At 65.2% G+C, this 26,733-nt stretch carries 23 protein-coding genes; 11 read left to right on the top strand and 12 right to left on the bottom strand.

What is annotated here, in order from left to right:
• Positions 1-33: 33 nt before the first annotated feature.
• Complete coding sequence (locus ACZY08_RS08515) at positions 34-2,109, bottom strand: RecQ family ATP-dependent DNA helicase (RefSeq protein ID WP_463744081.1); 2,076 nt, start codon at positions 2,107-2,109, stop codon at positions 34-36.
• Positions 2,110-2,267: 158 nt separating this feature from the next.
• Between ACZY08_RS08515 and ACZY08_RS08510 the strand changes: the two genes are divergently transcribed.
• Positions 2,268-4,154 (top strand): alpha/beta hydrolase, encoded by a 1,887-nt coding sequence (locus ACZY08_RS08510; RefSeq protein ID WP_463744080.1) that lies wholly within the window; start codon positions 2,268-2,270, stop codon positions 4,152-4,154.
• Here the strand turns inward: ACZY08_RS08510 and dmpG are convergent.
• The 3 genes from dmpG to ACZY08_RS08495 are packed head-to-tail and all read right to left on the bottom strand — an operon-like array spanning position 4,151 to position 6,917.
• A complete protein-coding gene (gene dmpG, locus ACZY08_RS08505; RefSeq protein WP_463744079.1) occupies positions 4,151-5,203 on the bottom strand; it encodes a 4-hydroxy-2-oxovalerate aldolase in 1,053 nt (350 codons plus the stop codon). The genes ACZY08_RS08510 and dmpG overlap by 4 nt on opposite strands.
• Positions 5,200-6,120 (bottom strand): acetaldehyde dehydrogenase (acetylating), encoded by a 921-nt coding sequence (locus tag ACZY08_RS08500; RefSeq protein WP_463744078.1) that lies wholly within the window; start codon positions 6,118-6,120, stop codon positions 5,200-5,202. The genes dmpG and ACZY08_RS08500 overlap by 4 nt, the downstream gene beginning before the upstream one ends.
• Before the next feature lie 11 nt (positions 6,121-6,131).
• A complete protein-coding gene (locus tag ACZY08_RS08495) occupies positions 6,132-6,917 on the bottom strand; it encodes a 2-keto-4-pentenoate hydratase (protein WP_463744077.1) in 786 nt (261 codons plus the stop codon).
• Between the two features lie 73 nt (positions 6,918-6,990).
• On the opposite strand from ACZY08_RS08495, the gene kstD reads away from it, so the two are divergent.
• The 4 genes from kstD to ACZY08_RS08475 all read left to right on the top strand — a co-directional run bounded on the left by kstD (position 6,991) and on the right by ACZY08_RS08475 (position 11,598).
• A complete protein-coding gene (gene kstD, locus ACZY08_RS08490) occupies positions 6,991-8,673 on the top strand; it encodes a 3-oxosteroid 1-dehydrogenase (protein WP_463744076.1) in 1,683 nt (560 codons plus the stop codon).
• Entirely contained in the window at positions 8,674-9,534 is an 861-nt protein-coding gene (locus ACZY08_RS08485) for a MaoC family dehydratase (protein ID WP_463744075.1), read from the top strand.
• A gap of 659 nt (positions 9,535-10,193) precedes the next feature.
• Positions 10,194-10,802, top strand: a complete 609-nt coding sequence (locus ACZY08_RS08480; protein ID WP_463744074.1) for an ANTAR domain-containing protein — start codon at positions 10,194-10,196, stop codon at positions 10,800-10,802.
• A gap of 58 nt (positions 10,803-10,860) precedes the next feature.
• Positions 10,861-11,598 carry an ANTAR domain-containing protein gene (locus ACZY08_RS08475; RefSeq protein WP_463744073.1) on the top strand — a complete coding sequence of 246 codons (738 nt, stop codon included), beginning with the start codon at positions 10,861-10,863 and terminating at the stop codon, positions 11,596-11,598.
• A gap of 6 nt (positions 11,599-11,604) precedes the next feature.
• On the opposite strand, the gene ACZY08_RS08470 is transcribed toward ACZY08_RS08475, so the two are convergent.
• The 8 genes from ACZY08_RS08470 to ACZY08_RS08435 all read right to left on the bottom strand — a co-directional run bounded on the left by ACZY08_RS08470 (position 11,605) and on the right by ACZY08_RS08435 (position 19,626).
• Complete coding sequence (locus ACZY08_RS08470) at positions 11,605-12,417, bottom strand: hypothetical protein (RefSeq protein ID WP_463744072.1); 813 nt, start codon at positions 12,415-12,417, stop codon at positions 11,605-11,607.
• Positions 12,414-13,523, bottom strand: a complete 1,110-nt coding sequence (locus tag ACZY08_RS08465; protein WP_463744071.1) for a hypothetical protein — start codon at positions 13,521-13,523, stop codon at positions 12,414-12,416. The genes ACZY08_RS08470 and ACZY08_RS08465 overlap by 4 nt, the downstream gene beginning before the upstream one ends.
• A gap of 75 nt (positions 13,524-13,598) precedes the next feature.
• The gene (locus ACZY08_RS08460) at positions 13,599-14,753 is read right to left on the bottom strand and encodes a lipid-transfer protein (RefSeq protein ID WP_463744202.1); all 1,155 of its coding nucleotides are present in this window, start codon (positions 14,751-14,753) and stop codon (positions 13,599-13,601) included.
• 2 nt (positions 14,754-14,755) lie between these two features.
• Complete coding sequence (locus ACZY08_RS08455) at positions 14,756-15,166, bottom strand: MaoC family dehydratase (RefSeq protein ID WP_463744070.1); 411 nt, start codon at positions 15,164-15,166, stop codon at positions 14,756-14,758.
• On the bottom strand, positions 15,163-16,140 hold the full coding sequence (locus tag ACZY08_RS08450) for a bifunctional MaoC family dehydratase N-terminal/OB-fold nucleic acid binding domain-containing protein (RefSeq protein WP_463744069.1): 978 nt from the start codon (positions 16,138-16,140) through the stop codon (positions 15,163-15,165). The genes ACZY08_RS08455 and ACZY08_RS08450 overlap by 4 nt, the downstream gene beginning before the upstream one ends.
• Positions 16,141-16,154: 14 nt before the next feature.
• Positions 16,155-17,318: an acyl-CoA dehydrogenase FadE29 gene (gene fadE29, locus ACZY08_RS08445; RefSeq protein ID WP_463744068.1), complete on the bottom strand. Its 1,164-nt coding sequence runs from the start codon at positions 17,316-17,318 to the stop codon at positions 16,155-16,157.
• Positions 17,318-18,322 (bottom strand): acyl-CoA dehydrogenase family protein, encoded by a 1,005-nt coding sequence (locus ACZY08_RS08440; protein ID WP_463744067.1) that lies wholly within the window; start codon positions 18,320-18,322, stop codon positions 17,318-17,320. The genes fadE29 and ACZY08_RS08440 overlap by 1 nt, the downstream gene beginning before the upstream one ends.
• A gap of 53 nt (positions 18,323-18,375) precedes the next feature.
• On the bottom strand, positions 18,376-19,626 hold the full coding sequence (locus tag ACZY08_RS08435) for a cytochrome P450 (protein ID WP_463744066.1): 1,251 nt from the start codon (positions 19,624-19,626) through the stop codon (positions 18,376-18,378).
• A gap of 167 nt (positions 19,627-19,793) precedes the next feature.
• On the opposite strand from ACZY08_RS08435, the gene ACZY08_RS08430 reads away from it, so the two are divergent.
• The 6 genes from ACZY08_RS08430 to ACZY08_RS08405 all read left to right on the top strand — a co-directional run bounded on the left by ACZY08_RS08430 (position 19,794) and on the right by ACZY08_RS08405 (position 26,664).
• Positions 19,794-20,945, top strand: coding sequence for a steroid 3-ketoacyl-CoA thiolase (locus ACZY08_RS08430; protein ID WP_463744065.1), 1,152 nt, complete (start codon positions 19,794-19,796; stop codon positions 20,943-20,945).
• A complete protein-coding gene (locus ACZY08_RS08425) occupies positions 20,945-21,343 on the top strand; it encodes a DUF8021 domain-containing protein (RefSeq protein ID WP_463744064.1) in 399 nt (132 codons plus the stop codon). The genes ACZY08_RS08430 and ACZY08_RS08425 overlap by 1 nt, the downstream gene beginning before the upstream one ends.
• A 10-nt stretch (positions 21,344-21,353) precedes the next feature.
• Positions 21,354-21,833, top strand: coding sequence for a nitroreductase family deazaflavin-dependent oxidoreductase (locus ACZY08_RS08420; protein WP_463744063.1), 480 nt, complete (start codon positions 21,354-21,356; stop codon positions 21,831-21,833).
• A gap of 196 nt (positions 21,834-22,029) precedes the next feature.
• Complete coding sequence (locus ACZY08_RS08415) at positions 22,030-23,493, top strand: histidine phosphatase family protein (RefSeq protein WP_463744062.1); 1,464 nt, start codon at positions 22,030-22,032, stop codon at positions 23,491-23,493.
• A gap of 248 nt (positions 23,494-23,741) precedes the next feature.
• Positions 23,742-25,163, top strand: a complete 1,422-nt coding sequence (locus tag ACZY08_RS08410) for a histidine phosphatase family protein (RefSeq protein WP_463744061.1) — start codon at positions 23,742-23,744, stop codon at positions 25,161-25,163.
• A 211-nt stretch (positions 25,164-25,374) separates the two neighbouring features.
• On the top strand, positions 25,375-26,664 hold the full coding sequence (locus ACZY08_RS08405) for a histidine phosphatase family protein (RefSeq protein ID WP_463744060.1): 1,290 nt from the start codon (positions 25,375-25,377) through the stop codon (positions 26,662-26,664).
• Positions 26,665-26,733: the final 69 nt, after the last annotated feature.

Below are 26,733 nucleotides of genomic sequence, written 5' to 3'. Positions count from 1 at the left end.
AGGGCGACATCCACCAGGGTCCAACCGAACGCCTCAGCTGACGCTTGCCAGCACGAACGGCAGGACTGCGGACGCACCCGCATCACGCAGCACCCGGGTCGCCATCGTGAGCGTCCATCCGGTGTCGGTCATGTCATCGACCAACAACAGCGGCCCCTTCGAATCGAGTCGTGGCGGTTCCCAGGCACCGTCCAGCGCTGCCACCCGATAGGCCGAATTCGCGGCGGTGACAGGGCGGCGTTGCGGGGTGTAGGTCAGGATGCCCAGATTCGTCAGCCGGCCGATCTGCGCCAGGCGCTGCACCGTCGAGGAGATCAGCAGAGGATGCGCCTCGGAGTCCAGCCCCATCACCGCAGCCGGCCGCTGGTCCCAATCCCATGCCTTGAGCACCTCGATGGCCGCGTCGATCACGTCGTCGGGAACCTCGCCGTCCGGCTCGGCCATAAGGCGCCGTAGCCGCGCTCCCCAGCCGAGGTCCGTGAGTCGTCCGATCGCCCGACCCGGCGCCGCGCCCTCGGCGATTCGGCCGGACAGCGGCACACCGAGTGCAGCCAGCCCGGACGGCCACTGCTTGCGCGGGGCCACCAGGACACCGGGCCGGGACAACCGCTGCGCGGTATCGGTGAGGATGTCCTGCGCCACCGCAGCCTCGTAACGCCGGCCGGTGCAGTTGTCACAGCGGCCACACTGGGCGCCGGGAATGAGCTCAGGATCGTCGAGCTGGCCACGCAGGAACACCATCCGGCAGCCGTCGGTGGCCTGATAGTCGAGCATCGCCTGTTGCTCCCGGCGGCGCGCCTCGTCCAGTGCCCGGTACCGGGGCTCGTCATAACTCCAGGGCTCTCCGGTAGCGATCCAGCCGCCCTTCACCCGGCGGACCGCACCATCCACGTCGAGCACCTTGAGCACCATCTCGAGGCGCGACCGGTTGAGATCGACCAGCGGTTCCAGCGCCGGGGTGGACTGTGCGCGGTCGGTCTCCAGTGCGCCGATGACGTGGCGCACCATCGATTCCGACGGGAACGCCACCGACGCGAAGTACCTCCAGACGTCCTGATCCTCGGTGCCGGGGAGCAGGATCACCTCGGCGCTGTCGGTCGCACGCCCGGCACGCCCCACCTGCTGGTAGTAGGCGATCGGAGACGATGGCGCCCCCAGATGCACGACGAAACCCAGGTCGGGTTTGTCGAAGCCCATCCCCAGCGCCGACGTCGCCACCAGCGCCTTGACCCGATTGCCCAGCAGGTCGGCTTCCAGCTGTTCACGTTCGGTGGTATCGGTCGACCCGGTGTACGCAGCCACCTTGTGGCCACGCTCGGCCAATAGTGCGGCCACGTCGTGCGCCTGCGCCACCGTCAGCGTGTAGATGATGCCGGAGCCCGGCAGGGAATCCAGGTGCGCCGCGATCCAGGCAGCGCGCTGGGCCGGGGTACCCACCTGCACCACCGACAGCCGCAACGACTCGCGGTCCAAGCCACCGCGCAGCACCAAGGTGTCCGATCCGCCGACGCCCAGCTGAGCCGCGACGTCACTGACCACGCGATCGTTGGCGGTCGCGGTTGTCGCGAGAACCGGTACCTGCGAACCCAATTCGCCTATCAACGTACGAATTCGGCGGTAATCCGGCCGGAAGTCGTGTCCCCAGTCCGAAACACAGTGCGCCTCGTCGACCACCACCAAACCCGCATCGGCGGCCAGCGCGGGCAGCACGTTGTCACGGAAGTCGGGATTGTTGAGGCGCTCGGGGCTGACGAGTAGTACGTCGAGTTCGCCGTCGGCGACCTGCCGGTGAATCGCGTCCCATTCGGTGACATTGCCGGAGTTGATCGTCGCGGCCCGCACCCCGGCCCGCTCGGCGGCGGCCACCTGGTTGCGCATCAACGCCAGCAGCGGGGAGACGATGACCGTGGGGCCGCGGCCGACGGCGCGCAGCAGCTTCGCCGCGATGAAATACACCGCCGACTTGCCCCAGCCGGTGCGTTGCACGACGAGCGCGCGCTGCCGCCGGACCACCAGTGCCTCGATGGCCGACCACTGGTCATCGCGCAGCACCGCCCCGGGGCCGGCCAGTTGTTCAAGGATCGACTGGGCCTGCTCGCGGGTTGTCATGGCCCAATCATGCCGGGCCCGGCAGACACTCCTCACCACACCAGCCCGGCCGGCAGCGAAAACCCCAGGCCCACTAAGCGTTTCGCTTAAACATGAATCTCTGTCAACTTTCCGCGAAACACCGTAGAGCCCGATACTCATCCGGTAGACGTGGATCCATGCCTATGGGGGGATATGTGGGGCACGTCGGTGCGTTGGCGGTGGCCCTGGGGGTCGGTTCTGCGGTGGCGCTGAGCAACGGGTGCGGGGTGGCCGCGGCCGATCCGACGGGCTCGTCCACGTCGTCTGCTTCATCTGGTTCATCTCGCTCCTCGGGAACGACGGCCAAGCCGCCTGATCGGGCGAAAGCGAAACGACAGCACCCATCCAAACCGCGCAAGCCTGTTGCAGCCAAGACGGACCACACCGCCGGCGGCACCGGTTCCGAGGATGTCGCGTCGACTCCGAGAGCCGCGATCGACAAGGTGGGTGCCGAACTGCGCACCGCCGTGCGTGACGCGCTGGGTTCGGTCGCCTCCAACCGGCCAGGCGACAACGACGGAGCGGCGGTGAAGGCGCTCACCGTCAAGGCGAAGACGAAGCGCGGGGCCAAAACTGTCGCGCGCCTCCTGCCCAGGACGGCCACACCATCACAACCCGAGGCCGACACTGCCGTTGCGCCCGACAAGACCGAACCCGAAGCGCCCGTAGCGGTCGAGGTCGACGCGCTCACCAGTGCGCTGCACCCACTGTCGGCGATCATCCCCGCTCCGGGCCCGAAGTTCCCGGAACCGAAGGCTCCCGCACCGCCGAAGGTCGAGAAAGTCGAGAACGTACAAACCGAGGTCACGGGCGCTATCTCCACGGTGATCAACACCGTCCTGAACCCCTTCTCGGTGAACTCCACTCCTGAATCCCCGGCCGAACCACCCGCGGCCTGGGCCATGCTGGCGTTCGCACGCCGCGAGTTCGAGCACGCCCTCCGGCAACCGCAGGAACTCCTGACCCAGGTCAACGCCCTCACCAGCGCCGTGACCGCGCAGGGGCCAGTCGCACTCGCTCCGGGAATCGTCATCCCACCGGAGCTCGCGGACCATGTGATCGCGACGCCCGGCCCATCGCTGACCGATCAGATCACGGTTCTCGGAATGGAGGCGCTCAAGCAGGTCTCTCAGGTCATCGGCGTCAACATCACGATGAAGCTCGGCGAGTTGATCACCACCCCCACGCCGCCGTGGTTCACCACCATCGGGGTCACGGTCAGCAAGGACACCTACGAGGGCGGCGACGTCTGGGTGATCACCCCGCCCAACCCCACCGGCGAGCGTGTCATCGCGGTGCACGGCAGCGGATTCGTCTACGACCCCAACATCATTCACTGGATGGACTACAGCCAGATGGCGCGCGAGACCGGCGCCACGGTCGTCGTCCCCCGCTATCCGCTGATCCCCGACGGCGGCACCGCGGCGAACTCGGTTCCGCCGATGGCCGATTTCATCGCCAACGAGGTCGAGACCTACGGTGCCGAGAACGTCAGCATCTACGCAGATTCGGCCGGCGGAACGCTGTCCGCGCTTGCCGTGCAGAAGATCGTCCGCGATTGCAACGGGGACTCCGGGTGCCTGGAAGCCCGGGTTCCGTCCCGCATGGTGCTGCTCTCCCCCGGACTCAGCGGGCAGGAGATCTACACCGACCCCAATGTGGCGTTGGTGAACGACCCCGTCGTATGGCTCACCGAGGAGGACAAGGAGTACTACGGCTCGTGGGCCAGCGGTCCGGAAGAACTCTGGAACCCGATGATCGGACCGACCGACGGTATGCCGCCGACCACGATCTACGTGGGTTCGCGCGAGCAGGCCGCACCGGGTGCGCTGCTCTACGCCGAGCGAATGGTCGACGCCGATCCGAATGCCGATGTCACCGTGGTGATCGGGATGGGCCAGATCCACGACTGGGCCCAAGGCGGCCCCATCCCGATCAACTCACAGTCGGCGAACTACCGCGACGATGTCTACCGACAGCTCGGCATCCTCGAAAACAACGCCGACGAAGCAATCAGCCTCTAGGACTTGGCGGCCGCAGCTTCCTGCTCGCGCTTGATCTCGAGTGCGATGTCGATCAGCTGGTCTTCCTGACCACCGATCAGCTTCCGCTGGCCGACGCGGAGCAACAGTTCGTGGGCGGGCACCCCGTAGCGTTCACCCTGGCGCACCGCGTGCTTCAGGAAGCTGGAGTACACCCCCGCGTAGCCCATCACGAGCGCGTTGCGGTCCAGCAGACACTCGGCCGGCATCGCCGGGGCGACGACCTCCTCGGCGGCATCGGCGATGTCGAAGAAGTCGATGCCGGTCTTGACGCCGATCTTGTCGAACACCCCGACCAGCGCCTCGACCGGGGCATTGCCGGCACCGGCACCGAACCGACGGCACGAGCCGTCGATCTGCTTGGCACCCGCGCGCACCGCTTCGACACTGTTGGCCACGCCGAGACCGAGGTTCTCGTGACCATGAAAGCCAACTTGAGCATCGTTACCGAGTTCGGCGACCAGCGCCGCCACCCGGTCGGCGACACCTTCGAGCACCAGGGCACCCGCGGAGTCCACGACATACACGCACTGGCAGCCGGCGTCGGCCATGATGCGGGCCTGCTTGGCCAGCTTCTCCGGCGGGATGGTGTGGCTCATCATCAGGAACCCGACGGTCTCCAGGCCCAGCTCACGGGCGAGCCCGAAGTGCTGGATCGAGACGTCGGCCTCGGTGCAGTGGGTCGCAATGCGGCAGATCGAGCCACCGTTGTTCTGGGCTTCCTTGATGTCTTCCTTGGTGCCCACACCGGGCAGCATCAGGAAGGCGATCTTGGCTTCCTTGGCCGTCTCGGCGGCCAGCTTGATCAGCTCCTGCTCCGGGGTCTTGGAGAACCCGTAGTTGAAGCTCGACCCGCCCAGGCCGTCGCCGTGGGTGACCTCGATGACCGGGACACCGGCGGCATCCAGGGCGGCGACGATGGCGCCGACCTCATCCTTGGTGAACTGATGCCGCTTGTGGTGCGACCCGTCGCGCAGCGACGTGTCGGTCATCCGGACGTCCCACACCGGGTTGAAGAAAATGTCACTCATGCTTGCGCACCTCCTGAAACCGCTGATGCCAGTTCCTTGGCGATTTCCTCGCCGACCTTGGTCGCCGCGGCGGTCATGATGTCCAGATTTCCAGCGTAGGGCGGCAGGTAATCACCCGCACCCTCCACTTCCACGAACACCGTGACCAGGTGGTTTCCACCGTTGACCACCGACGGTTCGTCGAACTGCGGTTCGTTGAGCAGGCGGTAGCCCGGGACGTAGGTCTGCACCTCGGCCACCACATCCTTGACCGACTGTGTGATCGCAGCGTGGTCGGCATCCTCGGGGATCGCGCAGAAGATGGTGTCGCGCATGATCATCGGCGGCTCAGCCGGGTTCAGGATGATGATCGCCTTGCCGTTGCGGGCCCCACCGATATCACGCACACCCGCGCTGGTGGTCTTGGTGAACTCGTCGATGTTGGCCCGGGTGCCCGGACCGGCCGAGGCCGACGACACCGACGCCACGATCTCGGCGTAGGGCACGTCCACCACACGGCTCACGGCGTACACCATCGGGATGGTCGCTTGACCGCCGCAGGTGACCATGTTGACGTTCGGCGCATCGAGGTGCGCGCGCAGGTTGGCCGGCGGGATGACGCCGGGGCCGACGGCCGCCGGGGTCAGGTCGATGGCACGGATACCGGCCTCGGCGTAGCGCGGCGCCGCGTCACGGTGCACGTAGGCACTGGTGGCCTCGAACACCAGGTCCGGCTTCTCGTCCCGAGCCAGCAGCCAGTCCACCCCCTCGTGACTGGTTTCCAGACCGAGCTTGCGGGCCCGCGCCAGACCTTCGGACTCCGGATCGATGCCGATCATCCAGCGCGGCTCGAGCCACTCCGAACGCAACAACTTGTACAGCAGGTCGGTGCTGATGTTGCCCGACCCGACGATGGCAACTGATGCTTTGTCAGCCATATTCGGCTCCCTTATTCGAAACTCAGTCTTACTGAACCTAACCCGGCGAAGTCAGCGACGAAATCGCTGCCCGGAGGTGCATCTATCGCACGCGTGCACGACCCCGGCAACACGATGTCACCGGCCTTCAGGCGTACCCCGAAGCTCTCCACCTTGCGGGCCAACCAGGCCACCGCGGTGACCGGATTTCCCAGCACCGCATCGCTGCGCCCCTCGGCCACGACCTTGCCGTGGTTGGTCAACACTGCGTCGATGCCTCTGATATCCACGTCTTTGGGCGATACCCGCGCTTCGCCCAGTACCCAGCCGGCGCTCGACGCGTTGTCCGCGATGGTGTCGCACAACTTGATCTGCCAGTTGGTGATGCGGGTGTCGATCAGCTCGATCGCCGGGGCGAACGCGGCCGTCGCGGCCAGCACGTCCTCCTCGGTGCAGCCGGCCCCGGGCAGATCGTCGGCCAGGATGAACCCGACCTCGACCTCGACGCGCGGGTAAAGGAACTTCGACGAGGGCACCGGGACGTTCTCGAACACCTCCATCTCGTCGAGGAGATGGCCGTAGTCCGGCTCGTCGACACCCATCATGTCCTGCATCGCCTTGCTGGACAGCCCGACCTTGTGACCGATGATGCGCGCACCCTCGGCGACCCGCTGCCGGATGTTGATCAGCTGGATCTCGTAGGCATCCACCACGTCGATATCGCCGTACCGATCCGTCAGCGGCGTCATCGGCACCCGGCTCCGCTCGGCCTCGGCAAGATCGGCAGCGAGCTCGTCGCGCACCTCGACACTAAGCATTTTGGTGAATTCCCCTCGCTTCTTTGACCGGCGCAGTTGTCCACAGGCCCGGCAATTCTATAACGTGTTCTACATGACTGGACAGGAGTACGACGTTGTGGTGGTCGGCAGCGGCGCTGCCGGCATGGTCGCCGCCCTCACCGCAGCCCATCAGGGCCTCTCGACAGTAGTCGTAGAGAAGGCGCCGCACTATGGAGGTTCCACTGCGCGGTCAGGTGGTGGGGTGTGGATCCCGAACAACGAGATTCTCAAGCGCGACGGCGTGAAAGATACCCCCGAGGCCGCCCGCACCTACCTGCACAAAATCATCGGTGACGTGGTGCCCGCGGAGAAGGTCGACACCTACCTCGACCGCTCGCCGGAGATGCTGTCGTTCGTCCTGAAGCACTCGCCACTGAAGCTCTGCTGGGTGCCCGGATACTCCGACTACTACCCGGAGACGCCCGGTGGCAAGCCCACGGGCCGCTCGGTGGAACCCAAGCCGTTCAACGCGAAGAAGCTCGGCGTTGACGAGAAGGGTCTGGAGCCGCCGTACGGCAAGGTGCCGATGAACATGGTGGTGATGCAGCAGGACTACGTGCGGCTCAACCAGCTCAAGCGTCATCCCCGCGGCGTGCTGCGCAGCATCAAGGTGGGCGTCCGCTCCGTGTGGGCCAACGCCACCGGCAAGAACCTGGTCGGCATGGGCCGCGCGCTGATCGCGCCGCTGCGCATCGGCCTGCAGCAGGCCGGCGTCCCGGTACAGCTGAACACCGCGCTGACCGATCTCTATGTCGAGGACGGCGTGGTCCGCGGCATCTATGTCCGTGACACCACCAAGGGTGAAACTGCTGAGCCGCAACTGATCCGCGCGCGCCGCGCCGTCATCCTGGGCTCGGGCGGATTCGAGCACAACGAGCAGATGCGGGTGAAGTACCAGCGCGCGCCCATCACTACCGAGTGGACCGTGGGCGCGGTGGCCAACACCGGCGACGGCATCCTGGCCGCCGAAAAGCAGGGCGCTGCACTCGAATTCATGGAGGACTCGTGGTGGGGCCCGACGGTCCCGCTGGTCGACTCACCGTGGTTCGCGCTGTCCGAGCGCAACTCCCCCGGCTCGATCATCGTCAACATGGCCGGCAAGCGATTCATGAACGAGTCGATGCCGTACGTCGAGGCCTGCCACCACATGTACGGCGGCGAGTACGGCCAGGGTGCCGGCCCGGGCGAGAACATCCCGGCCTGGCTCATCTTCGACCAGCAGTACCGCGATCGCTTCATCTTCGCGGGACTTCAGCCCGGACAACGCATTCCGAAGAAGTGGTTGGAATCCGGCGTCATCGTCAAGGCCGACACCCTCGAGGAGCTGGCCGCCAAGACCGGCCTGCCCGCCGATGCGTTCGGCGCGACCATCGACCGATTCAACGGCTTCGCCCGCTCCGGGGTCGACGAGGACTTCCACCGCGGCGAGAGCGCCTATGACCGCTACTACGGCGATCCGACCAACAAGCCGAACCCCAACCTCGGCGAGATCAAGCACGGCCCCTACTACGCGGCCAAGATGGTGCCGGGCGATTTGGGCACCAAGGGCGGTGTCCGCACCGACCTCGTCGGCCGGGTGCTGCGGGACGACGACTCCGTGATCGAGGGCCTCTACGCCGCAGGTAACGTCAGCTCACCGGTGATGGGTCACACCTACCCCGGCCCTGGCGGCACCATTGGTCCCGCCATGACGTGGGGTTACCTCGCAGCACTCGACATTGCAGGGAAGAAGTAGATGCCAATCGATCTCGACAAGGCGCTGGGCGCCGAGCTGGAACCCATCGAGTTCTCCTGGACCAGCAGTGACATCCAGCTCTACCACCTGGGTCTGGGCGCCGGCGCCGACCCGATGGATCAGCGCGAACTGAGCTACCTCGTCGACGACACTCCACAGGTGCTGCCGACGTTCGGCAACGTCGCGGTCAGCTTCCACATGACCGAGGCGCCGAAGGTGCAGTTCCCCGGCATCGACATCGAGCTGTCCAAGGTGCTGCACGCCAGCGAGGCAGTGAGCGTGCCGGGCCCGATCCCGACCAGCGGAACCGCGAAGTCGGTGCAGCGCTTCACCGAGATCTGGGACAAGGGCAAGGCCGCCGTCATCGTCAGCGAGTCCACGGTGACCGATCCGTCGGGCACCGTGCTGTGGACCACCAAGCGGTCGATCTTCGCCCGTGGCGAGGGTGGATTCGGCGGCGAGCGCGGACCGGCGACCTCGGCCGAACTGCCCGACCGCGCACCCGATGTCGAGATCTCGTTGCCGACGCTGCCGCAGCAGGCACTGCTGTACCGGCTGTGCGGTGACCGCAACCCCCTACACTCCGACCCGGCCTTCGCCGCGGCGGCAGGCTTCGACCGGCCGATCCTGCACGGGCTGTGCACCTACGGCATCGGCTGCAAGGCCATCGTCGACAACCTGCTCGACGGCGATGTCTCCCAGGTGGCTTCCTACGGCGCCCGGTTCGCCGGAGTGGTGTTCCCGGGTGAGACGCTGCAGGCCAACATCTGGAAGGAAGACGGCAAGTTCATCGGCGTGCTGACCGCACCGTCGCGGGACAACGCCGTTGTGCTGTCGGGCGTGGAGCTCGTCCCGGCCTGATCAGCAGGAGAGGTTGCCGCCCGGGCCGACGCCCAGCAGGTTGGTGATCCGGCGGTACTGGTCCACACGGCTGTGCACCTGGTCGGGTCGCGTAGCTGTTGACCGAGCGTCGGTTCACCTCCTCCGCGACGAGGTTGAGCCCCGCCGTCTCGTGGGCGATGTTGGCCAGAAACTGCGCGGCGTCCCTTCGCGAATCGAAGTGGGTGTGGGCGGCGAATCCGTCGCAGTTGTAGAACACGCTGTGCCCGGGGAAGATCTGCTCGAACTCCGCGCGACTCACCTTCTCAGGCCGGCGGGTCGAGGAGCCGCAGCCCATACTCAGCGCCGATACCAATCCCAACGAATCTATTTCTCACACAGCTAATTAGTTGCGTTTACATCTGCCCAGAATTGAACGCCCCGCGCGTTGACGCGACGCCCTCCCCGATCCGTGGTCGGACGCGAACCGCACGTCAGCCGGTACGGTGAGGGTTCGGAGTTGACCGATGGACAGAGCGGAGCGTTCCGTGAATGCGTCGGATCCGTCGGATGTGCGTGCGAGGTTTCTCGCTGCCTTCCACACGACCTCGCCGGACGGCGATCCGGCTCAGCGACTGTGCGAGACATGCGTAGCGGTCCTTCCGGTCACACGGGCAGGCATCTCGGTCAATGTAGAGGGTGTGGGACTTGAAGTCCTGCGGACCAGCGACGCTGTCGCCGAACGCGTGGAATGGACTCAGGTCACATTGGGCGAAGGACCCGGCGTGGACGCCATCGAATCCGGCGGCCCGGTGGTGGTGGCGGATCTGTCCGTACCGGACGCGCGGTGGCCGACGTTCGCCAATGAGGCCGCCGGCATCGGCGTCGCCGCAATGTACGCACTACCGCTGCAGATCGGTGCGATCCAAGTAGGTGTCCTCGATCTGTACCGCGATGCCCCGGCCGAACTGGCCGCCATCGATTTCGCCAACGCCTTGGCGGTAGCCGAGATGGTGACCGCGACATTGCTCAGTCCGGATCGGACAGATATCCCGGTCGATTCGATCGGATCCGTGTGGGACCAACCCGTGGGCAGTCGCGAGGTTCACCAGGCCACCGGCATGATCGTCGCGCAGCTGGGGGTCAGCGCCCGAAATGCCTACGTCTGCCTGCAGGCCTACGCCTACGCGCACGGGCGTTTGCTCAGCGAAGTCGCCCATGAGGTTGTGCATCGCCGGCTGAGATTCACACCAGGCGCCGACTCCGACCCGGCACCGGATGCAGACCCGGATCCGTCGGTGACCCTGTGAGCAAAGTTGACCACCGCAGGCGCCAGAGGGAAAGATTGATTCCGGTAAGGGGATGCTGATGGACCGTTACGAGCAACTCGCAAATACATTCGTCGGGCTGGCGGACACCCTCGTCGCGGACTACGACGTGGTCGAGTTCGCCCAGCGCCTGGTTGACAACCTCACTGCCTTGCTGCCGGTTTCCTCGGCGGGCATCATGCTCGGTGACGCGAACGGACGCCTCCACGTGTTCGCTTCGAGTAGCGAACACACCCGGCTGCTCGAACTGCTGCAGGTCGAAGCGAACGCCGGTCCGTGCCTGGAGGCCTACGTCACTCGAAACCCGGTGCTGGTACCCGATATCCCGAACGAGAGCGAGCGTTGGCCCGCGTTCGCCGAGCGTGCCGCGGAGTATGGGTTCGCCGCGGTGTTCGCGTTGCCATTGCGGTTGCGAGACGAGCGCATCGGTGCGGTGAATCTGTTTCGCACCGATCCAGGGGCCCTGTCAGCGGGCGACCTTGCGGTCGGACAGGGATTGGCAGACGTCGCTGCGGTAGGGATACTGCACCAACGCATCCTGACCCGCGCCGAGATCATCAATCAGCAACTGCAAAGTGCGCTCAACACCCGGACCATCATCGAACAAGCGAAGGGTGTTCTCGCCGAACGTGGGGCCGTCGGGATGGACGAGTCCTTCGTTTTGCTGCGCACACACGCCAGGCGAACCAATCAACGACTGGCCGACCTGGCCCGCGCCGTGGTCGGCGGTGCGGACACCGAAGCCATTCTCAACCCCGGCGCCGCAACCCAACGCTGACACCTCTTACATGCGACGCGACAGATCACCATCGTCGTAACGCGGCGGCGGCTGATGCGGAGCTACCGGAGCCGCCGGCGCGTGCGGAGCGGCCGGTGCGGATGCGGCGGGCGGTGCCGAATGTGTGACCGGAGGCGCCGCATGCGGAGCCGCCGATGCCGCCCCACCCGTCGGGGCGTTCATCTGAGTCTCCCGCGCATCGAGGCCGGCGTCGCGTCGATCCTGCGCAATGTCGCGATCGTTCTGCGCCGTCTCGCGATCGTCCTGCTGCTTGTCCCGCTCATCGAGCTTGGCTTCGCGTTCGTCCTGCTGCTGTTGAGGGTTCGGTCCGCCGGGACCACCGGGCCCGCCGGGCTGGCCCGCACCTGGTGCGCCGCCGTTCTCCCCGCCGCCTTTGGCGCCCTCCATGGCCTTCATCAACGGCTCCATCAACGAGCCGAACTGTCCACCCATCTGGCCCGCCATTTGCGCGGGGGCACTGGCCATCTGACCCATCTGGCCCATCTGCCCCATCATCTGGCTGAGCTGACCGACGCCCTGACCACCGGACTCATCGGCCTTCTCGTAGGCGCCCTGAGCATCCGACAGCTTGGCGTTGAACATGTTTTCCTTGGCCGACAACGCCGTCACATTGGTGGTCAGCGAGGCCGCCAGGGTCGGCAGGATGGCGGAGATGGTCGCGCTCATGGCGTCCTCACCGCCTTGAATCGGCGGCATTTCGGGCGTTTCCAACGACGCGGCCTCCCAGCCGAGCCCCGACTCGGCCATTTTCATCGGCTCACCGAACACGGTTATCCCCTTCCCGTCGAGACCGATCACCAATCGTCATAGTCATCGTCACCATCCCCCGTGTCGTGTTCCAAAGGAGCCGGGACCGCCAGCCCGGTCGCGGTGCCCCCACCGCCACCGCCGCGCTGACCGCCGCCCATCATGCCCATGCCACCACCCATACCGCCGGCCGAGTTGGCCGCCGCCACCGGGGCGACACCGCCGACCACAGCGGCGCTGGCACCGGGGTCGACCGAGACCGGCGAAGTACTGCCACCGCCCACCATCTTGGCCAGCAAGGGCGTCTGGGGGCTGCCGCCACCCGAGCCCCCGGGCAGACCCGCGGCCTTGACCATGCCCGCACCACTGCTGGGACCGGAGCCACCGGCCGCCGGATGGTTCGAGAACGACGAGAACGGGCTGACCCCACCACCGGTGCCCTTGCCGCCCGAACCCAACTGCGAGACCAGTTGCTGCAGCGGCTGCGACAATTGCTGCAGCGGTTGAGAGAGCTGCTGTGGAATCTGGCCGGCCATCTGTGGGATCTGCCCGAGCATCTGCGGCAGCTGGCTGATCAGCTGCATCATCGAATCGGCGCCCTTCTGGGCCGCCTGCTGCGCCTGGGCCGTCGGCGGGGTGCCGACCTGAGGAAGGTTGGCAATCGTGCTGAGGCTGTCCGCCATTTCAACGGAGGCGGCCGAGACCGTCGCGGTGTTCTGCGCCAGCCCAGCCTTGACCCGGCTCTCGATCAGCGCCTGCACATTAGGGCCGGCAAGCGGCCCCAGTTTCTGGATCGCCTCGACCTCGGCTTGTACTTCCTGCGCGGCCGCATTCACGATCGTCTTGGTCTCCGCCACGGTCGCTGCCATTTTCATCAACGCCGTGGAGATGGCCTGCGCCTGTAGGCCATTGGCCTCGTGTCCGCCGATCATCGTGGTCGCCTCACCCGAGGCAGCTACCGATGCGGTGCCCTCCCAATTACCCTGCAGCTTCGACAGCTGGCTGGTCTGTTGCGGGACGACGGTGCCGCTGATCTTGGCGGCGATCTTCTGGTACGACGCCGCTGCCGCGGTCAGTTGCCCTTCATCGACACTCGGCCAGCCCGGCCCGAGCAACGTCTGCGACCCGTACGGGCTACTGTCGCGCTCCACTGCCATACCGCGGCCCCCTTCTACGCGTGATGCATAACCGGAGCAAACATTACCGTGCCCGAAGGGGGTGGTGATGCACCTTTATCCGAGGATCAGCCCGGAGGTTGGGACGCCGGTGCCCGCGGTGACCAGCACATGCTCGACGCCGTCGACCTGGTTGACCGAGGTGCCCCGCAATTGACGCACGCCCTCGGCGATGCCGTTCATGCCGTGGATGTAGGCCTCGCCGAGCTGACCACCATGGGTGTTGATCGGCAGCCTGCCGCCGAGTTCAATGGCGCCGCCTGCAATGAAGTCCTTGGCCTCGCCCTTACCGCAGAAGCCGAGCTCCTCGAGCTGGATCAGCGTGTACGGGGTGAAGTGGTCGTAGAGGATCGCGGTCTGGATGTCGTCGGGCGACAGGCCACTCTGCTCCCAGAGCTGACGGCCGACCAGTCCCATCTCGGGAAGGCCGAGCTCCTCGCGGTAGTACGAGTACATCGTGAACTGGTCGGTGCCGGCGCCCTGAGCGGCAGCCTCGATGATCGCGGGCCGGTGCTTGAGGTCCTTGGCCCGCTCGGGTGTGGTGACGACGATGGCGACGCCGCCGTCGCTCTCCTGGCAGCAGTCCAGCAGCCGGAGCGGCTCGGCGATCCACCGCGAGTTCTGGTGATCCTCGATGGTGATGGGTTTGCCGTAGAAGAACGCCTTCGGGTTGGTGGCGGCGTGCTTGCGGTCGGCCACCGACACGGCGCCGAAATCGGCACTCGTGGCGCCGTATTCGTGCATGTAGCGCTGGGCGATCATCGCCACCGACGCCGCCGGGGTGCTCAGCCCGTGCGGGTAGGACCAGCTGTACTCGACACCACGGGAGTCGGCGTTGACGGTGAGGCCGGTCATCACCTGGCCGAACCGGAACTCCGAGCGCTCATTGAAAGCTCTGTATGCCACCACACATTCCGCGACGCCGGTCGCGACGGCCAGCGCTGCCTGCTGCACGGTCGCGGCCGCGGCCCCGCCGCCATAGCCGATCTGGCTGAAGAACTTCAGATCCCCGATCCCGGTCGAGCGGGCTACGGCGGTCTCCAGGTTGGAGTCCATGGTGAACGTCACCAAGCCGTCGACATCGGACGGCTTCAGCCCGGCGTCGTCGAGTGCGTCGAGCACTGCCTCGGCGGCCAGACGCAGCTCACTGCGACCGGAGTTCTTGGAGAAGTCGGTGGCGCCGATACCGGCGATGGCGGCTTTACCGGACAGACTCACTGTGCGCCTCCCAGAACGAGGGTGGACGTGGCGATGACATGGTTGCCAAGGCTGTTGCTGCCCACCACCTTCAGAGTCACCAGGTCACCCTCGATCTCCGTGACCTCACCGGTGAAGGCGATCGTGTCGTAGGCGTACCAGGGCACTCCGAGTCGCAGCTTGATCGATTTGATGATCGCGTTCGGTCCGGCCCAGTCGGTCACGTAACGGCCGACCAGCCCGGTGTCGGTCAGGATGTTGACGAAGATGTCCTTGGAACCCTTGGCTTGCGCCTTGTCCCGGTCGTGGTGCACATCCTGGTAGTCGCGCGTCGCGATGGCCGTGGAGACAATGAACGTCGGGTCGCCATAGATCTTGAGCTCGGGGAGTGCAGTGCCCACTCGAACGTCGGAAACAGTCAGGCTCATGCTTGCGGCTCCCATGCGTACAGCGTCCAAGCCGGACTGATCTCACTGTCCGGAAAGTCGATATAGGTTGCGGTGACGGGCATTCCGATCTTCACCTGATCGGAGCTGACACCCCGCAACTCGCCCAGCATCCGGACGCCTTCCTCGAGTTCCACGAGGGCGATCACGAACGGCAGGCTGCGACCCGGCACCTTCGGCGCATGATGCACGACGTAGCTGAACACCGTGCCCTTGCCGGATGCCACGACGTAATCGGACTCCGTCACCGGGTCCTGGTAGTCCTTCCACACCGCAGGCACCGGCGGGTGCTGCAGCGTCCCGTCCGGGCGACGCTGAATCCGAAGTTCGTGGGCGTTGATGCCGTCCCAGAAGAACTTCGTGTCCCGCGACGAGGACGGCCGCATCAGCTTATCCGGATCGAGATCCTCAGGGATGACCTCTGTTTCGGGTGCCCCCTCGCCGGCCTGCTTACCGGCCGGCAGGAACTTCATGATCCGCCAGTCCATGTCGGCGACTTCCTCGTCACCGACATGCCAGCGGATCTTCTGATTGATGAAGTAGCCCTCCCCCAACGCGGTCTGCTTGGGGCCGACGATGCCGACGATCTCGGCGCTCATCACCACCTGCTCGCCGGGCTCGAGGTAACGGTGATAAGTCTGGTCGCAGTTGGTGGCCACGACGCCGACATACCCGGCGTCGTCGAACAACTTCATCGCACGGCCCAGCGGATCATCGTCGGAGCGGGTGCGACCCAGGCCCACCATGGTCCAGACCTGGATCATCGCCGGCGGCGCCACGATGCCGGGATGCCCGGCCGCTCGTGCTGCCTCCGCGTCGACGTAGATCGGGTTCTTGTCGCCGATCGCGTCAGTCCAGTGGTGAATCATCGGCTGATTCACCAGATCCCGGCCCACCGTCGGTTTGCTTCGCCCAGCCGCGATGATCTCGTCGATGCCGGCCTGCAGATCGCTCATCTCAACCCTTCGCTTTACCGGGTCACCCTCGGCACCCGCAGGCCCGACGCCGCGATCATCTCGCGCATGACCTCGTTGACACCACCGCCGAAGGTGATCACCAGGTTCCGCTTGGCCATCTTGTCCAACCAGACCAGCAGTTCGGCGGTCTCCGAGTCGGCCGGGTTGCCGTAACTGCCGACAATCTCTTCGGCCAACCGGCCAACCTCTTGCAACCGTTCGGTGGAAAACACCTTGGTGGCGGCGGCATCGGCCACGGCGATCGTCTCGCCGGACGCCGCGACCTGCCAGTTGAGCAGCTCGTTGATCCGCCAGATCGACTTGATCTGCGCCAGAAGGCGTTTCACGTCGTCCTGCTCGATCGGTGTGACACCGTCCGAGCCTGGCTTGGACGCCCAGGTGTGCACCCGGTCGTAGATGCCGGCGATGCGGCCCGCCGGCCCGAGGCCGACCCTCTCGTGGTTGAGCTGGGTGGTGATGAGCTTCCAGCCGCCGTTCTCCTCGCCGACGAGCATGTCGGCGGGCACGTGCACATCGTTGAAGTACGTCGCGTTGGTGTGGTGCGCGCCGTCGGACAGGATGATCGGGGTCCAGGAGTAGCCCGGGTCCTTGGTGTCGACGATCAGGATCGAGATGCCCTTGTGCTTGGCCGCGGTCGGGTCGGTACGGCAGGCCAGCCAGATGTAATCGGCATCATGCGCGCCGGTGGTCCACATCTTCTGCCCGTTGACGATGTACTCGTCACCGTGACGGACCGCGGTCGTCCGCAGCGACGCCAGGTCGGTACCGGCGTCGGGCTCGGAGTAACCGATGGCGAAATGCACTTCACCGGCAAGAATTCCGGGCAGGAACTTCTTCTTCTGTTCCTCGGTTCCGAGCGCCTGCAGGGTGGGGCCCACCGTCTGCAACGTGACCATCGGCAACGGGATGTCGGCGCGGTTGGCCTCGTTGATGAAGATCTGCTGCTCGACGGGACCGAAGCCCAGGCCGCCGTACTCCTTGGGCCAACCGACGCCGAGCTTGCCGTCGCTGCCCATCCGCTTGATCACCGCGCGGTAGGCCTCGTTGTGCCGGTCGGACTCCATCGCCGCGGCCTCTTCGGGCGTGACGACAGTCGAGAAGTATTCCCGCAGTTCGGCTTGCAGCGCGCGCTGCTCCGGGGTCAGATCGATGAACATTACGCTCCCACCAAATCGAGGCGATGCGACGGACCGCCCAACAGCCGGGTCAGGTCCTTGATCGAGGAGTAGTAGCGGTCCATCGGGTACGTGATGTCCATACCCATACCGCCGTGCAGGTGATGGCACAACCGCATGGCCGGCGCGGCCTGCGAGGTGAACCAATAGCCCAGGATGGCCAGATCCTCGTCGGCGTCCAGGCCCTCGGACAGCCGCCACATCACCGAGGTCGACAACAGAGCGATTGTCCGCGAGGCGATGTAGACCTCGGACAGCTGTGCGGCCACGGTCTGGAACGTCGACAACGGACGGCCGAACTGCTCACGCGTCGCCACGTAGTCGGCGGTCAGCCGCAGCGCGCCGGCCACCAGACCGGCCGCGAACGCTCCGGTGGCCGCCAGCGCCAGCTGGTTGACCCGGTGCGCCCCGGCGCCGTCGAGGACATCGGCCGCGTCGACGGCGACGTCGGCGAACGTGACCACGTATTCGTCGGAACCGTTGGAGGTCGGAGTCTTGGTGACCGTCACACCGTCGGCCGTGGGTGACACCACCACCACGGCGTTGTCGGCGGTGACCACCAGCCATTTCGCTGTTTCGGCGTAGGGCACACCGACTTTGGTGCCGTTGAGCTTGCCGTCGGCGTAGTTGGTCGCGGGCCGCTCGGGAAGCGACTGCCCCGGCTCGTTGAGTGCAGCCGACAGCACCGCACCCGTGGCAACGCCGGCCAGATACCGGTCCTGCTGGGCGTCGGAGGCCAGGTCGAGCAGCGACACCACACCCAGGCCGATGGTGGCCAGCGCGGGGCCGATGGTCCCGTGCCGACCGATCTCGGTCAACGCGGTGGACAGTTCTGGCAGACCCAAACCGTCACCGCCGAGCCGGTCCGGCACCCCCAGCGCCGCGACACCACCGGAAACCAGGGCGTCCCAAGAGTTGTCGCGTTCCAGAACGGACGTCACCACGTCGGCGACGGCCTGCTGTTCCGGGTTCGGTGTGAAATCCACCCGAATCCTCCTTGATTCGTCAGGCGATCAGTGCGCTCAGTGGGCTCAGGCGATCAGTGGTTGACCGGGCACGTGCCGGTGAAATCCACCGGCCAGTGCTTGATGCCGTTGAGCCAACCCGACTTCAGCCGCTCGGGGTCACCGATCGGCTTGAGGTCGGGCATGTGATCGGCAACCGCGTTGAAGATCAGGTTGATCGTCAGGCGGGCCAGGTTGGCCCCGATGCAATAGTGCGCCCCGGTGCCGCCGAACCCGACGTGCGGGTTGGGGTCACGCAGGATATTGAAATCGAAGGGGTGATCAAAAACCGTCTCGTCGAAGTTCGCCGAACGGTAAGACATCACCACGCGCTCGCCGGCCTTGATCTTCACACCCGAGATCTCGGTGTCCTCGCTGGCGGTGCGCTGGAAGGCCGAAACCGGCGTGGCCCAACGGATGATCTCGTCCACCGCGGTCTTCGGCCGCTCCCGCTTGAACAGTTCCCATTGATCGGGATTCTGCGAGAACGCGATCATGCCGTGGGTGATCGAGTTGCGGCTGGTCTCGTTGCCGGCGACCGCCAGCATGATGACGAAGAAGCCGAACTCGTCGTCGCTGAGCTTCTCACCGTCGATGTCGGCCTGGATCAGCTTGGTGACGATGTCGTCGGTCGGGTTCTTGCCCCGCTCCTCGGCCATCTTCATGGCGTAGGTGATGACCTCGAACGACGATGCCGCCGGATCGATGTCGGCGTATTCGGGGTCGTCACCGGCGGTCATCTCGTTGGACCAGCGGAACAGTTTGTCGCGGTCGTCCTGCGGCACACCGAGCAGCTCGGCGATGGCCTGCAGCGGCAACTCGCAGGACACCTGCTCGACGAAGTCTCCGGTATCCGACGCCACGGCGTTCTTGACGATCTGCTGCGCACGGTTGTTCAGCTCGTCCTCGAGCCGCGAGAGTGCCCGCGGGGTGAAACCACGGGAGATGATCTTGCGCAGCCGGGTGTGGTGCGGCGCGTCCATGTTGAGCAGGACAGCACTCTGCACGTCGACGGCCTCGCGGGGCATCTCCTGCGGCCAAACCGGGATCGCGCCGTTCATCGCGCTCGAGAACACCTCACTGCGCAACGAGACATCCTTGACGTCCTCGTGGCGGGTGACGAGCCAGTAGCCCTTGTCGCCGAAGCCTCCGGTGCCACCGGGCACATCGACCCAGTGCACCGGCTCGGCCTTGCGGAGCTCGGCAAGTTCCTCGACCGGTAGGCCCTTGAGGTTGAGCTCGGAATCGAGGAAGTCGAATTCCTTGGGGATGTTCGGGCAGCCCATGTGTCTAACTCCTAGTGTCGATAGCAAGCCGTGCGCATAGCCAGCAATGCTTGAAACAACGTGGTCTAGTACCAATTGAGACCATTGAAACACGGCTTGACCGCAGATCAAAGGCAGTGATACATCGCCGCTTGTCAGAGTAATGAAACGTGTTCTAGCCTGACTTCATGGGTAACCCTGTCATCGTCGAAGCCACCCGCAGCCCCATCGGCAAGCGCAACGGCTGGTTGTCCGGCCTGCACGCCACCGAGCTTCTCGGAGCCGTCCAGAAGGCCCTCATCGAGAAGGCCGGCATCGATGCCGGCAGCGTCGAGCAGCTCATCGGTGGCTGCGTCACGCAGTACGGCGAGCAGGGCAACAACGTCACCCGCCAGTCCTGGCTGGTCGCCGGGCTGCCCGAACACGTCGGCGCCACGACCGTCGACTGCCAGTGCGGCAGTGCCCAGCAGGCCAACCATCTGGTCGCCGGCCTGATCGCTACCGGTGCCATCGATATCGGTATCGCCTGCGGCATCGAGGCGATGAGCCGCGTCGGACTCGGCGCCAACGGCGGCGGCGCCCGCGCCGCGTCCTGGGACATCGACCTGCCCAACCAGTTCGAAGCCGCCGAGCGGATCGCCAAGCGCCGTGGCATCACCCGCGCCGATGTGGACGCCCTGGGTCTGGCCTCGCAGCTGAAGGCCAAGCAGGCCTGGGCCGAGGGTCGTTTCGACCGGGAGATCTCCCCCATCGAGGCACCGGTCATCGACGAGAACAAGCAGCCGACCGCCGAATGGAACACGGTCACCCGCGACCAGGGCCTGCGCGACACCACCGCTGAAGGCCTGGCGGGGCTGAAGCCGGTGATAGAAGGCGGCATCCACACCGCCGGTACGTCGTCGCAGATCTCCGACGGCGCCGCGGCGGTGCTGTGGATGGATGAGGACAAGGCAAAGGCACTCGGCCTCAAGCCGCGCGCCCGCATCATCAGCCAGGCCAACGTCGGCGCCGAGACCTACTACCACCTCGATGGCCCGGTCCAGTCCACCGCGAAGGTCCTGGAGAAGGCCGGCATGAAGATGGGCGACATCGACCTCGTCGAGATCAACGAGGCGTTCGCCTCGGTGGTGCTGTCCTGGGCTCAGGTCCACGGCGCCGACATGGACAAGGTCAACGTCAACGGCGGTGCCATCGCGCTCGGCCACCCGGTCGGATCGACGGGCGCGCGCCTGATCACCACCGCTCTGCACGAACTGGAGCGCACCGACAAGAGCACGGCGCTGATCACCATGTGCGCCGGCGGCGCGCTGTCCACCGGCACGATCATCGAAAGAATCTAGTGACTTCTTCCGAGTCTTCCGCTGGGCCTGCTTCAGAGGCCGAGCGCGTCGCCGCCGCACAGGCATATATCGATGCGCTCGTGAGCCATCGGGCGGATGCGGTTCCGTTCACGGCGGACTGCATCCGCATCGAGATGGGTCTGAAGACCGGCCGTTCCGGTGATCACTTGCGCCGCAGCCTGAATCGCGGGCCGCAGTTCAAGTTGATCGAGAAGACGACGCCACCGGAATACAGCGTCGACGGCGACAACATCCGCGCCAAGTTCGACGTACTGACCAAGCCGCGCCTGTTCGGATGGCGGGTGTGCTCGCACGTCGACGAGACGTTCCTGATTCCCGCCTCCGACGGGCAGATCCATCACATCCGCGCTTCCCTGACCCCGTTCCTCAGCCGTTAAGGTCCACCGCATGGCCAACACCCCTCGCCCGCTGAACCCCAAACAGGTCGAACGGCTCAACGCGAAATCGACCGGCACCGCCATCAAGTGGATGTCGCGCGCCCAGACCTGGATCTTCAAGAAGACGGGCGGGCGGTTCGGCGACAAATTCCTGCGTGGCGCCGAGGTCGGCATCCTGACCACGATCGGGCGCAAGTCGGGCGAGGAACGTGACAGCCCCCTGCTGTTCCTGCAGGAGGGCAAGCGCATCGTGCTGGTCGCCTCGCAGGGCGGCCGGGCCACCAATCCGATGTGGTACCTGAACCTGGTGGCCAATCCCCGGGTGAAGTTCCAGACCAAGCACGAGACCCTGGAACTCACCGCGCGCGACGCCACCGACGCCGAGCGCGACGAGTATTGGCCCAAGTTGGACGCCATGTACGCCGACTTCGTGAACTACCGGTCCTACACCGACCGCAAGATCCCGATCGTGATCTGCGATCCAGCCTGACCGCTGAACGAGCAACGCCCCCGGACATTGTCCGGGGGCGTTTTCTGTTGCCAAGGTGTCCCGCCGCTGACCAATTACGCAACTCTGCGTAGCAGAATTGACGAGTGAACAGAAATTTGATTATGTTCTGTGAGCGCGCACACAGTGAACAGCGAGTGAGCGGCAGCCCACATTTTCGTGAACCGATGGAGACCCTATGCAACGACCCAATCGACGCCGGGCTGCCGGTGCCGCCGCAACGACCCTGACTGCGTGTTCTTTGTTCGCCGCAGCCACCCTGCCCGCCGCGGCGATGACGGTGACGTTCATCCGGCACGCCGAGTCGCAAGCCAACGCCTCGGGATACATCGACACCAGCACCCCGGGGCCCCATCTGACCAACGACCAGGTGGACCAGACCGGCGGCGAGACCGGCGAAGAGCAGGCGCAGGCCTGGGCCGATGGCCAGTCCGCCAGCGCGTTCGACGCGCTCTACGCCTCGACCATGATCCGCACCCAGGAGACCGCGAAGCCCTTCTCCGAAAAGAGTGGATTGCCCGTCACAATCCTGGGCGCCTATGACCCGACTCGTCCCCAGCGGGAGTCGGGCGTGCAGGAGATCAGCGCCGGCATCTTCGAGGGCCTGTCCGAAAAAGAGGGCATCGGCCGCATCGGCTACATTCTCGCACCGCTGGCTTGGACCATGGGCCTGCAGTTCGTCCCAGTACCCGGCGGCGAGACCGGCCTGGAGTTCAACGAGCGCGTGACGAACGCACTCGCCGACGTGGAGTCAGGGACCACCGACACCAATGGCGACGGCGAGATTGACGCCGCGGTGTTCTCACACGGCGCCACCATCATGATGTGGACGATGATGAACGTCGACAACCCGAACCTGCTGCTGTTCGCGCAGCATCAGTTGAACAACACCGACACGGTCGTCGTGGAGAAGAATGCCGACGGCAGTTGGACCCTCAAGGAATGGGCCGGCGAAGCGGTTGGCGAGGCCGACTATGCGACCAAGATGTTCGTCAATGTGCGTGATCTCATCGTCGCCCCACAGAAGGCGATCTACAACATGCGCATTCCGGTTCTCTCGCTGGATGCGCAGGGCATGGTCACCACGGGCGCCCAAGGCATCCAGGACGTCGCGCAGGCCGGCGTCAAGTTCGTCACGGACTCGGTTACCGACACCGTCAACGCGATCAGCGGCATCCCCGGCTCACTGGGCCAGTCGACATCGCAGGTGTCGAAGCTCAGCACCGTGAGCACCGTGGCCGACACCAAGGCCGACGTGGTCACCGACGATGTTGCCGAAAAGGCAAAGCCGGCAACCGAGAACGTCGTGGCGGAGGTCAAGTCGGCCGTCGAGAACGTGACCGAAGCTCCCACTACAGCGCTCGAGAAGACCGCCGAATCGGCCAGGGCCAAGATCACCACGGCGCGTCCCACCATCGGCGCCACCAAACTGACCGATGGCAACAAGGCACAGCCGGGTACGGCGGCCTCCGCGGTTCGCGACCGGGTCCACCGTGCCTCAGATGACGTGCGCAGCGGGATCGAATCCTCGGCCAAGCAGGCGCGTGAGACCGTCAAGAAGCTCGCCGGCGCCGACAAGGCTGGAAAGTCAGACAAGTCGGACAACAACACGGCCAAGCCCAAGGCCAAACACGCCGCGTGAAATAGGCGGTAGCGCAAGGTAATACCAACCGGGTCGGTCCCCCTCCTCGCTCGAGGAGGGGGACTGAGCGGCATCTACGCCCCGAGAACGCGGCCGTAACAGAGTTGAAAATTTGAGCGAAATTCCTTCCCGCACACTGGGATAACTGCTCGACCTCACAGCGGACGGTCAGACAATTCATCTGGCCGGCCAGCGAACCGTCACCGGCAGGTCACGTGAAATCCGCACAGCCGCAATGGAGGAAGCATATGAACCGCCGCAAGGGTGACGCGCCGGCGTCACGATATCGAAGTCTTCTAGGGGGTGTCGCCCTGGCATTCCTCGCGTTCTTTCTGGCGATGCCCGTCGCCCACGCCGCCGAGGTCATGCGCGTGACGTTCGTGCGTCACGCTCAGTCGGAGGGCAACGCCTCCGGCCTGATCGACACCAAGACTCCGGGTCCGGTTCTCACTCCCCTGGGTCAGCAGCAGGCCCAGGCCGTCGCCGACAAGCTGGGTGACAACAACTACGACGCCATCTACGCGTCGCAGATGGTGCGGACGCAGCTCACTGCCGCGCCGATGTCGCAGCGCCTCGGCCTACCGATCCAGGTGCTGCCCGGTCTCCAAGAGATCGAGGCCGGCGTCTTCGAGGGCACACCGGAGGCGAACGCTGCCGGCGGGTACGGGCTGTATCCGATCGCGTGGGCGCTCCCGGGCGTGATCCCGCAGATCCCGTTCGACAAGAGCACGTACATGCCAGGTACCAGCGTCAACGGATACGTGTTCGACGAACGGGTCAGGGGCGCGCTTCAGACCATGTACGACAACGGCGACCGCAACGCCGTGGTGTTCTCGCACGGCGGCACGATCATGTTCTGGACGTTGATGAACGTGAACAATCTGACCGTCATGGAGAAGCTCCAGCTGCTGCAGACCGCCCAGTTGAGCAACACCGATTATGTCGTCATCGAGGGCAACAACGAGGACGGCTGGACCCTGGTGAACTGGAACGGCAAGCAGTTCAGCCCGGAAGCGACCTTCGGGAACGAGGTGAAACTCCAGCTCCGGACGTTGTCCCGCCAGCTGACCGCCGCCGCGGACCAGGTCAAGGCAGCCTTCCAGACGGGCGACTTCGTGACCATTGCGACGGCCATCAACCACAGTGTCGCCGACGCAACCTTCTCGGTCACCAAGTTCAACCGTGCGATCAACGCGCAGATCATCAAGCGCGTCAGCGATGCATTCTCGAGCGATACCAACGATCTGCAGGACAAGGTGTCCACCGGGGTCGAGGACGTCAAGAGCACGCTGAAGGTGACCACGGACAGCTTCGAGCAGAAGGTTCAGTCCGCTCCCGAGACGGAGACTGTCTCGGACACAACGAAACCGGCTGATTCCGCACCCATCGCGGGGGCGAAGTCGAAGCTCAAGGCCGCCGTCGACGGCATCGTCAAGCCTCGTGGTGCGACCGATCTGTCCGACGGCAACAAGGCTCTGCCGGGCGTCACGAAGTCGCTCAGCCGTAGTGGCGAGAAGGTTCAGAGCGCCGTCAAGGACGCCCAGGACCAGGTGTCGTCGTCGCTCAAGAAGCTCGGCGACGTCGTCAAGAAGGCCACCGGCCGGCCCGGCAAGGCTGCCGCTGACAACGACGGTGCCGGCAACACCGCCGGCAACAAGGACGCCGCCTGAGCAGTCGGCATTGCCGAGGGTGCCCCAGACCTGTTGGTCTGGGGCACCTTTTTCATTCGGATCATCGAAAACAATTCGACCAATTCGTCTGCTTTTCAAGCCGCGGCAATAACAAGTCTCAAACACCGGGACATCTGCACAATTACACATAATTCAGCCATACGTTCATTTCGCTCCACCTGTACACAACGATTGGAGGGAACGCAGCAAGATGAGTTATTTCAGATGCTCGGGTATCCGAGCGACGATTGCAGGCATAGGAATGATGTTCCTGGCATTTCTCCTGACCATTCCGGTCGCGCACGCCGCGGAAGTCATGCGCATCACGTTCATCCGCCACGGTGAATCGACAGCGAATGCAGCGAACGTTGCCGACTCTTCGGTTCCGGGTCCAGTTCTCACCGAGAAGGGCCGGCAACAGGCCCGAGACATCGTCAAAGTGTTGGGTGACAACAACTATGATGCAATCTACGCCTCGACGATGGTCCGGACACAACTGACCGCCGCACCGATGGCCGAGTATCTGGGCCTTCCGATCCAGGTAGTTCCCGGCCTCCAGGAAATTGAGGCCGGAATCTACGAGGGCACCCCCGAATCCGATGCCGTCAAGGGCTATCTGCAGGCGCCGCTTAAATGGCTGCAGGGTGACCTCGATGCCCGCATTCCCGGCTCTGTCAACGGCCGAGAATTCGACGCCCGTATGGACGGTGCAATACAGACGATGTACGACAACGGTGACCGGAACGTAGCCGCATTCTCGCATGGCGGTGCCATCATGTTCTGGGTTTTCCTGAATGCAGAAAATGCAGACCCGATGTGGCTGATGACCAATCCGCTGCGAAATACCGGGTACGTCGTGGTCGAGGGAAATCCCGAGGACGGCTGGCGCGTCGTCAACTGGAACGGTACCGAGATCGGGCCCGAAACCCCGTTCCGCGTCGAGGCCTTCCGTCAGCTGCGCACGCTGTCGAGGCAGTTGCAGCAGGCCGCAGACGGTGTCGCGCAGTCCTTCGACACACGTGACCCGGCAGCCATCGCCACCGCGATCAACCGTGGCCTCGCCGACGCCAGCTTCTCCATAGCCAAGTTCAACCGGGCGATCGGCGCCGAGGTCATCGACCGGGTGAACAAGGCAATCCCGAAGAGCGAGAGCCAATTACGCGATCAGGTGTCATCGGGAATCGAGGATGTGAAGAAGGCCGTCAGCAACACCGTCACGTCGGCGGCCGGCGATGTTCAAGACGATGTTGAGGCAGCAGTCGACACGGCTGCCCAGCAGGCCCAGCAGTCCCCCAAGCCGAATGTCACCGAGCTGCAGTCCAAGCGCAAGATACGCCCTGGTGCAACGGAACTCACCGGCGGCAACAAGGCGGTTCCCGGCCTCAGAAAGGCCGTCACCGAGTCGGGCGACAAGGTTCGCGCAGGTGTGGAAGACACGCGTGACCGGGTCTCGTCCTCGGTGCGCAACATCAAGGATTCGATCAAGAAGGACGCCGCCTAACGCATGAGCAGACGCAAAACTGCCCCAAATCGCTTGATTTGGGGCAGTTTTGCGTCTGCTCGCGGAAGG

This window comes from Mycobacterium sp. IDUB_9, assembly GCF_055419505.1.
Note: the sequence above shows the minus strand (reverse complement) of the source record. Positions and strands in the feature narration are given on the sequence as shown.

What these genes read in the sequence shown, in the direction of transcription:
- ACZY08_RS08515 (WP_463744081.1), bottom strand. Translation starts at nt 2,109, where the DNA reads ATGACAACCCGCGAGCAGGCCCAGTCGATCCTTGAACAACTGGCCGGC.
- ACZY08_RS08510 (WP_463744080.1), top strand. Translation starts at nt 2,268, where the DNA reads ATGCCTATGGGGGGATATGTGGGGCACGTCGGTGCGTTGGCGGTGGCC.
- dmpG (WP_463744079.1), bottom strand. Translation starts at nt 5,203, where the DNA reads ATGAGTGACATTTTCTTCAACCCGGTGTGGGACGTCCGGATGACCGAC.
- ACZY08_RS08500 (WP_463744078.1), bottom strand. Translation starts at nt 6,120, where the DNA reads ATGGCTGACAAAGCATCAGTTGCCATCGTCGGGTCGGGCAACATCAGC.
- ACZY08_RS08495 (WP_463744077.1), bottom strand. Translation starts at nt 6,917, where the DNA reads ATGCTTAGTGTCGAGGTGCGCGACGAGCTCGCTGCCGATCTTGCCGAG.
- kstD (WP_463744076.1), top strand. Translation starts at nt 6,991, where the DNA reads ATGACTGGACAGGAGTACGACGTTGTGGTGGTCGGCAGCGGCGCTGCC.
- ACZY08_RS08485 (WP_463744075.1), top strand. Translation starts at nt 8,674, where the DNA reads ATGCCAATCGATCTCGACAAGGCGCTGGGCGCCGAGCTGGAACCCATC.
- ACZY08_RS08475 (WP_463744073.1), top strand. Translation starts at nt 10,861, where the DNA reads ATGGACCGTTACGAGCAACTCGCAAATACATTCGTCGGGCTGGCGGAC.
- ACZY08_RS08465 (WP_463744071.1), bottom strand. Translation starts at nt 13,523, where the DNA reads ATGGCAGTGGAGCGCGACAGTAGCCCGTACGGGTCGCAGACGTTGCTC.
- ACZY08_RS08455 (WP_463744070.1), bottom strand. Translation starts at nt 15,166, where the DNA reads ATGAGCCTGACTGTTTCCGACGTTCGAGTGGGCACTGCACTCCCCGAG.
- ACZY08_RS08450 (WP_463744069.1), bottom strand. Translation starts at nt 16,140, where the DNA reads ATGAGCGATCTGCAGGCCGGCATCGACGAGATCATCGCGGCTGGGCGA.
- fadE29 (WP_463744068.1), bottom strand. Translation starts at nt 17,318, where the DNA reads ATGTTCATCGATCTGACCCCGGAGCAGCGCGCGCTGCAAGCCGAACTG.
- ACZY08_RS08435 (WP_463744066.1), bottom strand. Translation starts at nt 19,626, where the DNA reads ATGGGCTGCCCGAACATCCCCAAGGAATTCGACTTCCTCGATTCCGAG.
- ACZY08_RS08430 (WP_463744065.1), top strand. Translation starts at nt 19,794, where the DNA reads ATGGGTAACCCTGTCATCGTCGAAGCCACCCGCAGCCCCATCGGCAAG.
- ACZY08_RS08420 (WP_463744063.1), top strand. Translation starts at nt 21,354, where the DNA reads ATGGCCAACACCCCTCGCCCGCTGAACCCCAAACAGGTCGAACGGCTC.
- ACZY08_RS08415 (WP_463744062.1), top strand. Translation starts at nt 22,030, where the DNA reads ATGCAACGACCCAATCGACGCCGGGCTGCCGGTGCCGCCGCAACGACC.
- ACZY08_RS08410 (WP_463744061.1), top strand. Translation starts at nt 23,742, where the DNA reads ATGAACCGCCGCAAGGGTGACGCGCCGGCGTCACGATATCGAAGTCTT.
- ACZY08_RS08405 (WP_463744060.1), top strand. Translation starts at nt 25,375, where the DNA reads ATGAGTTATTTCAGATGCTCGGGTATCCGAGCGACGATTGCAGGCATA.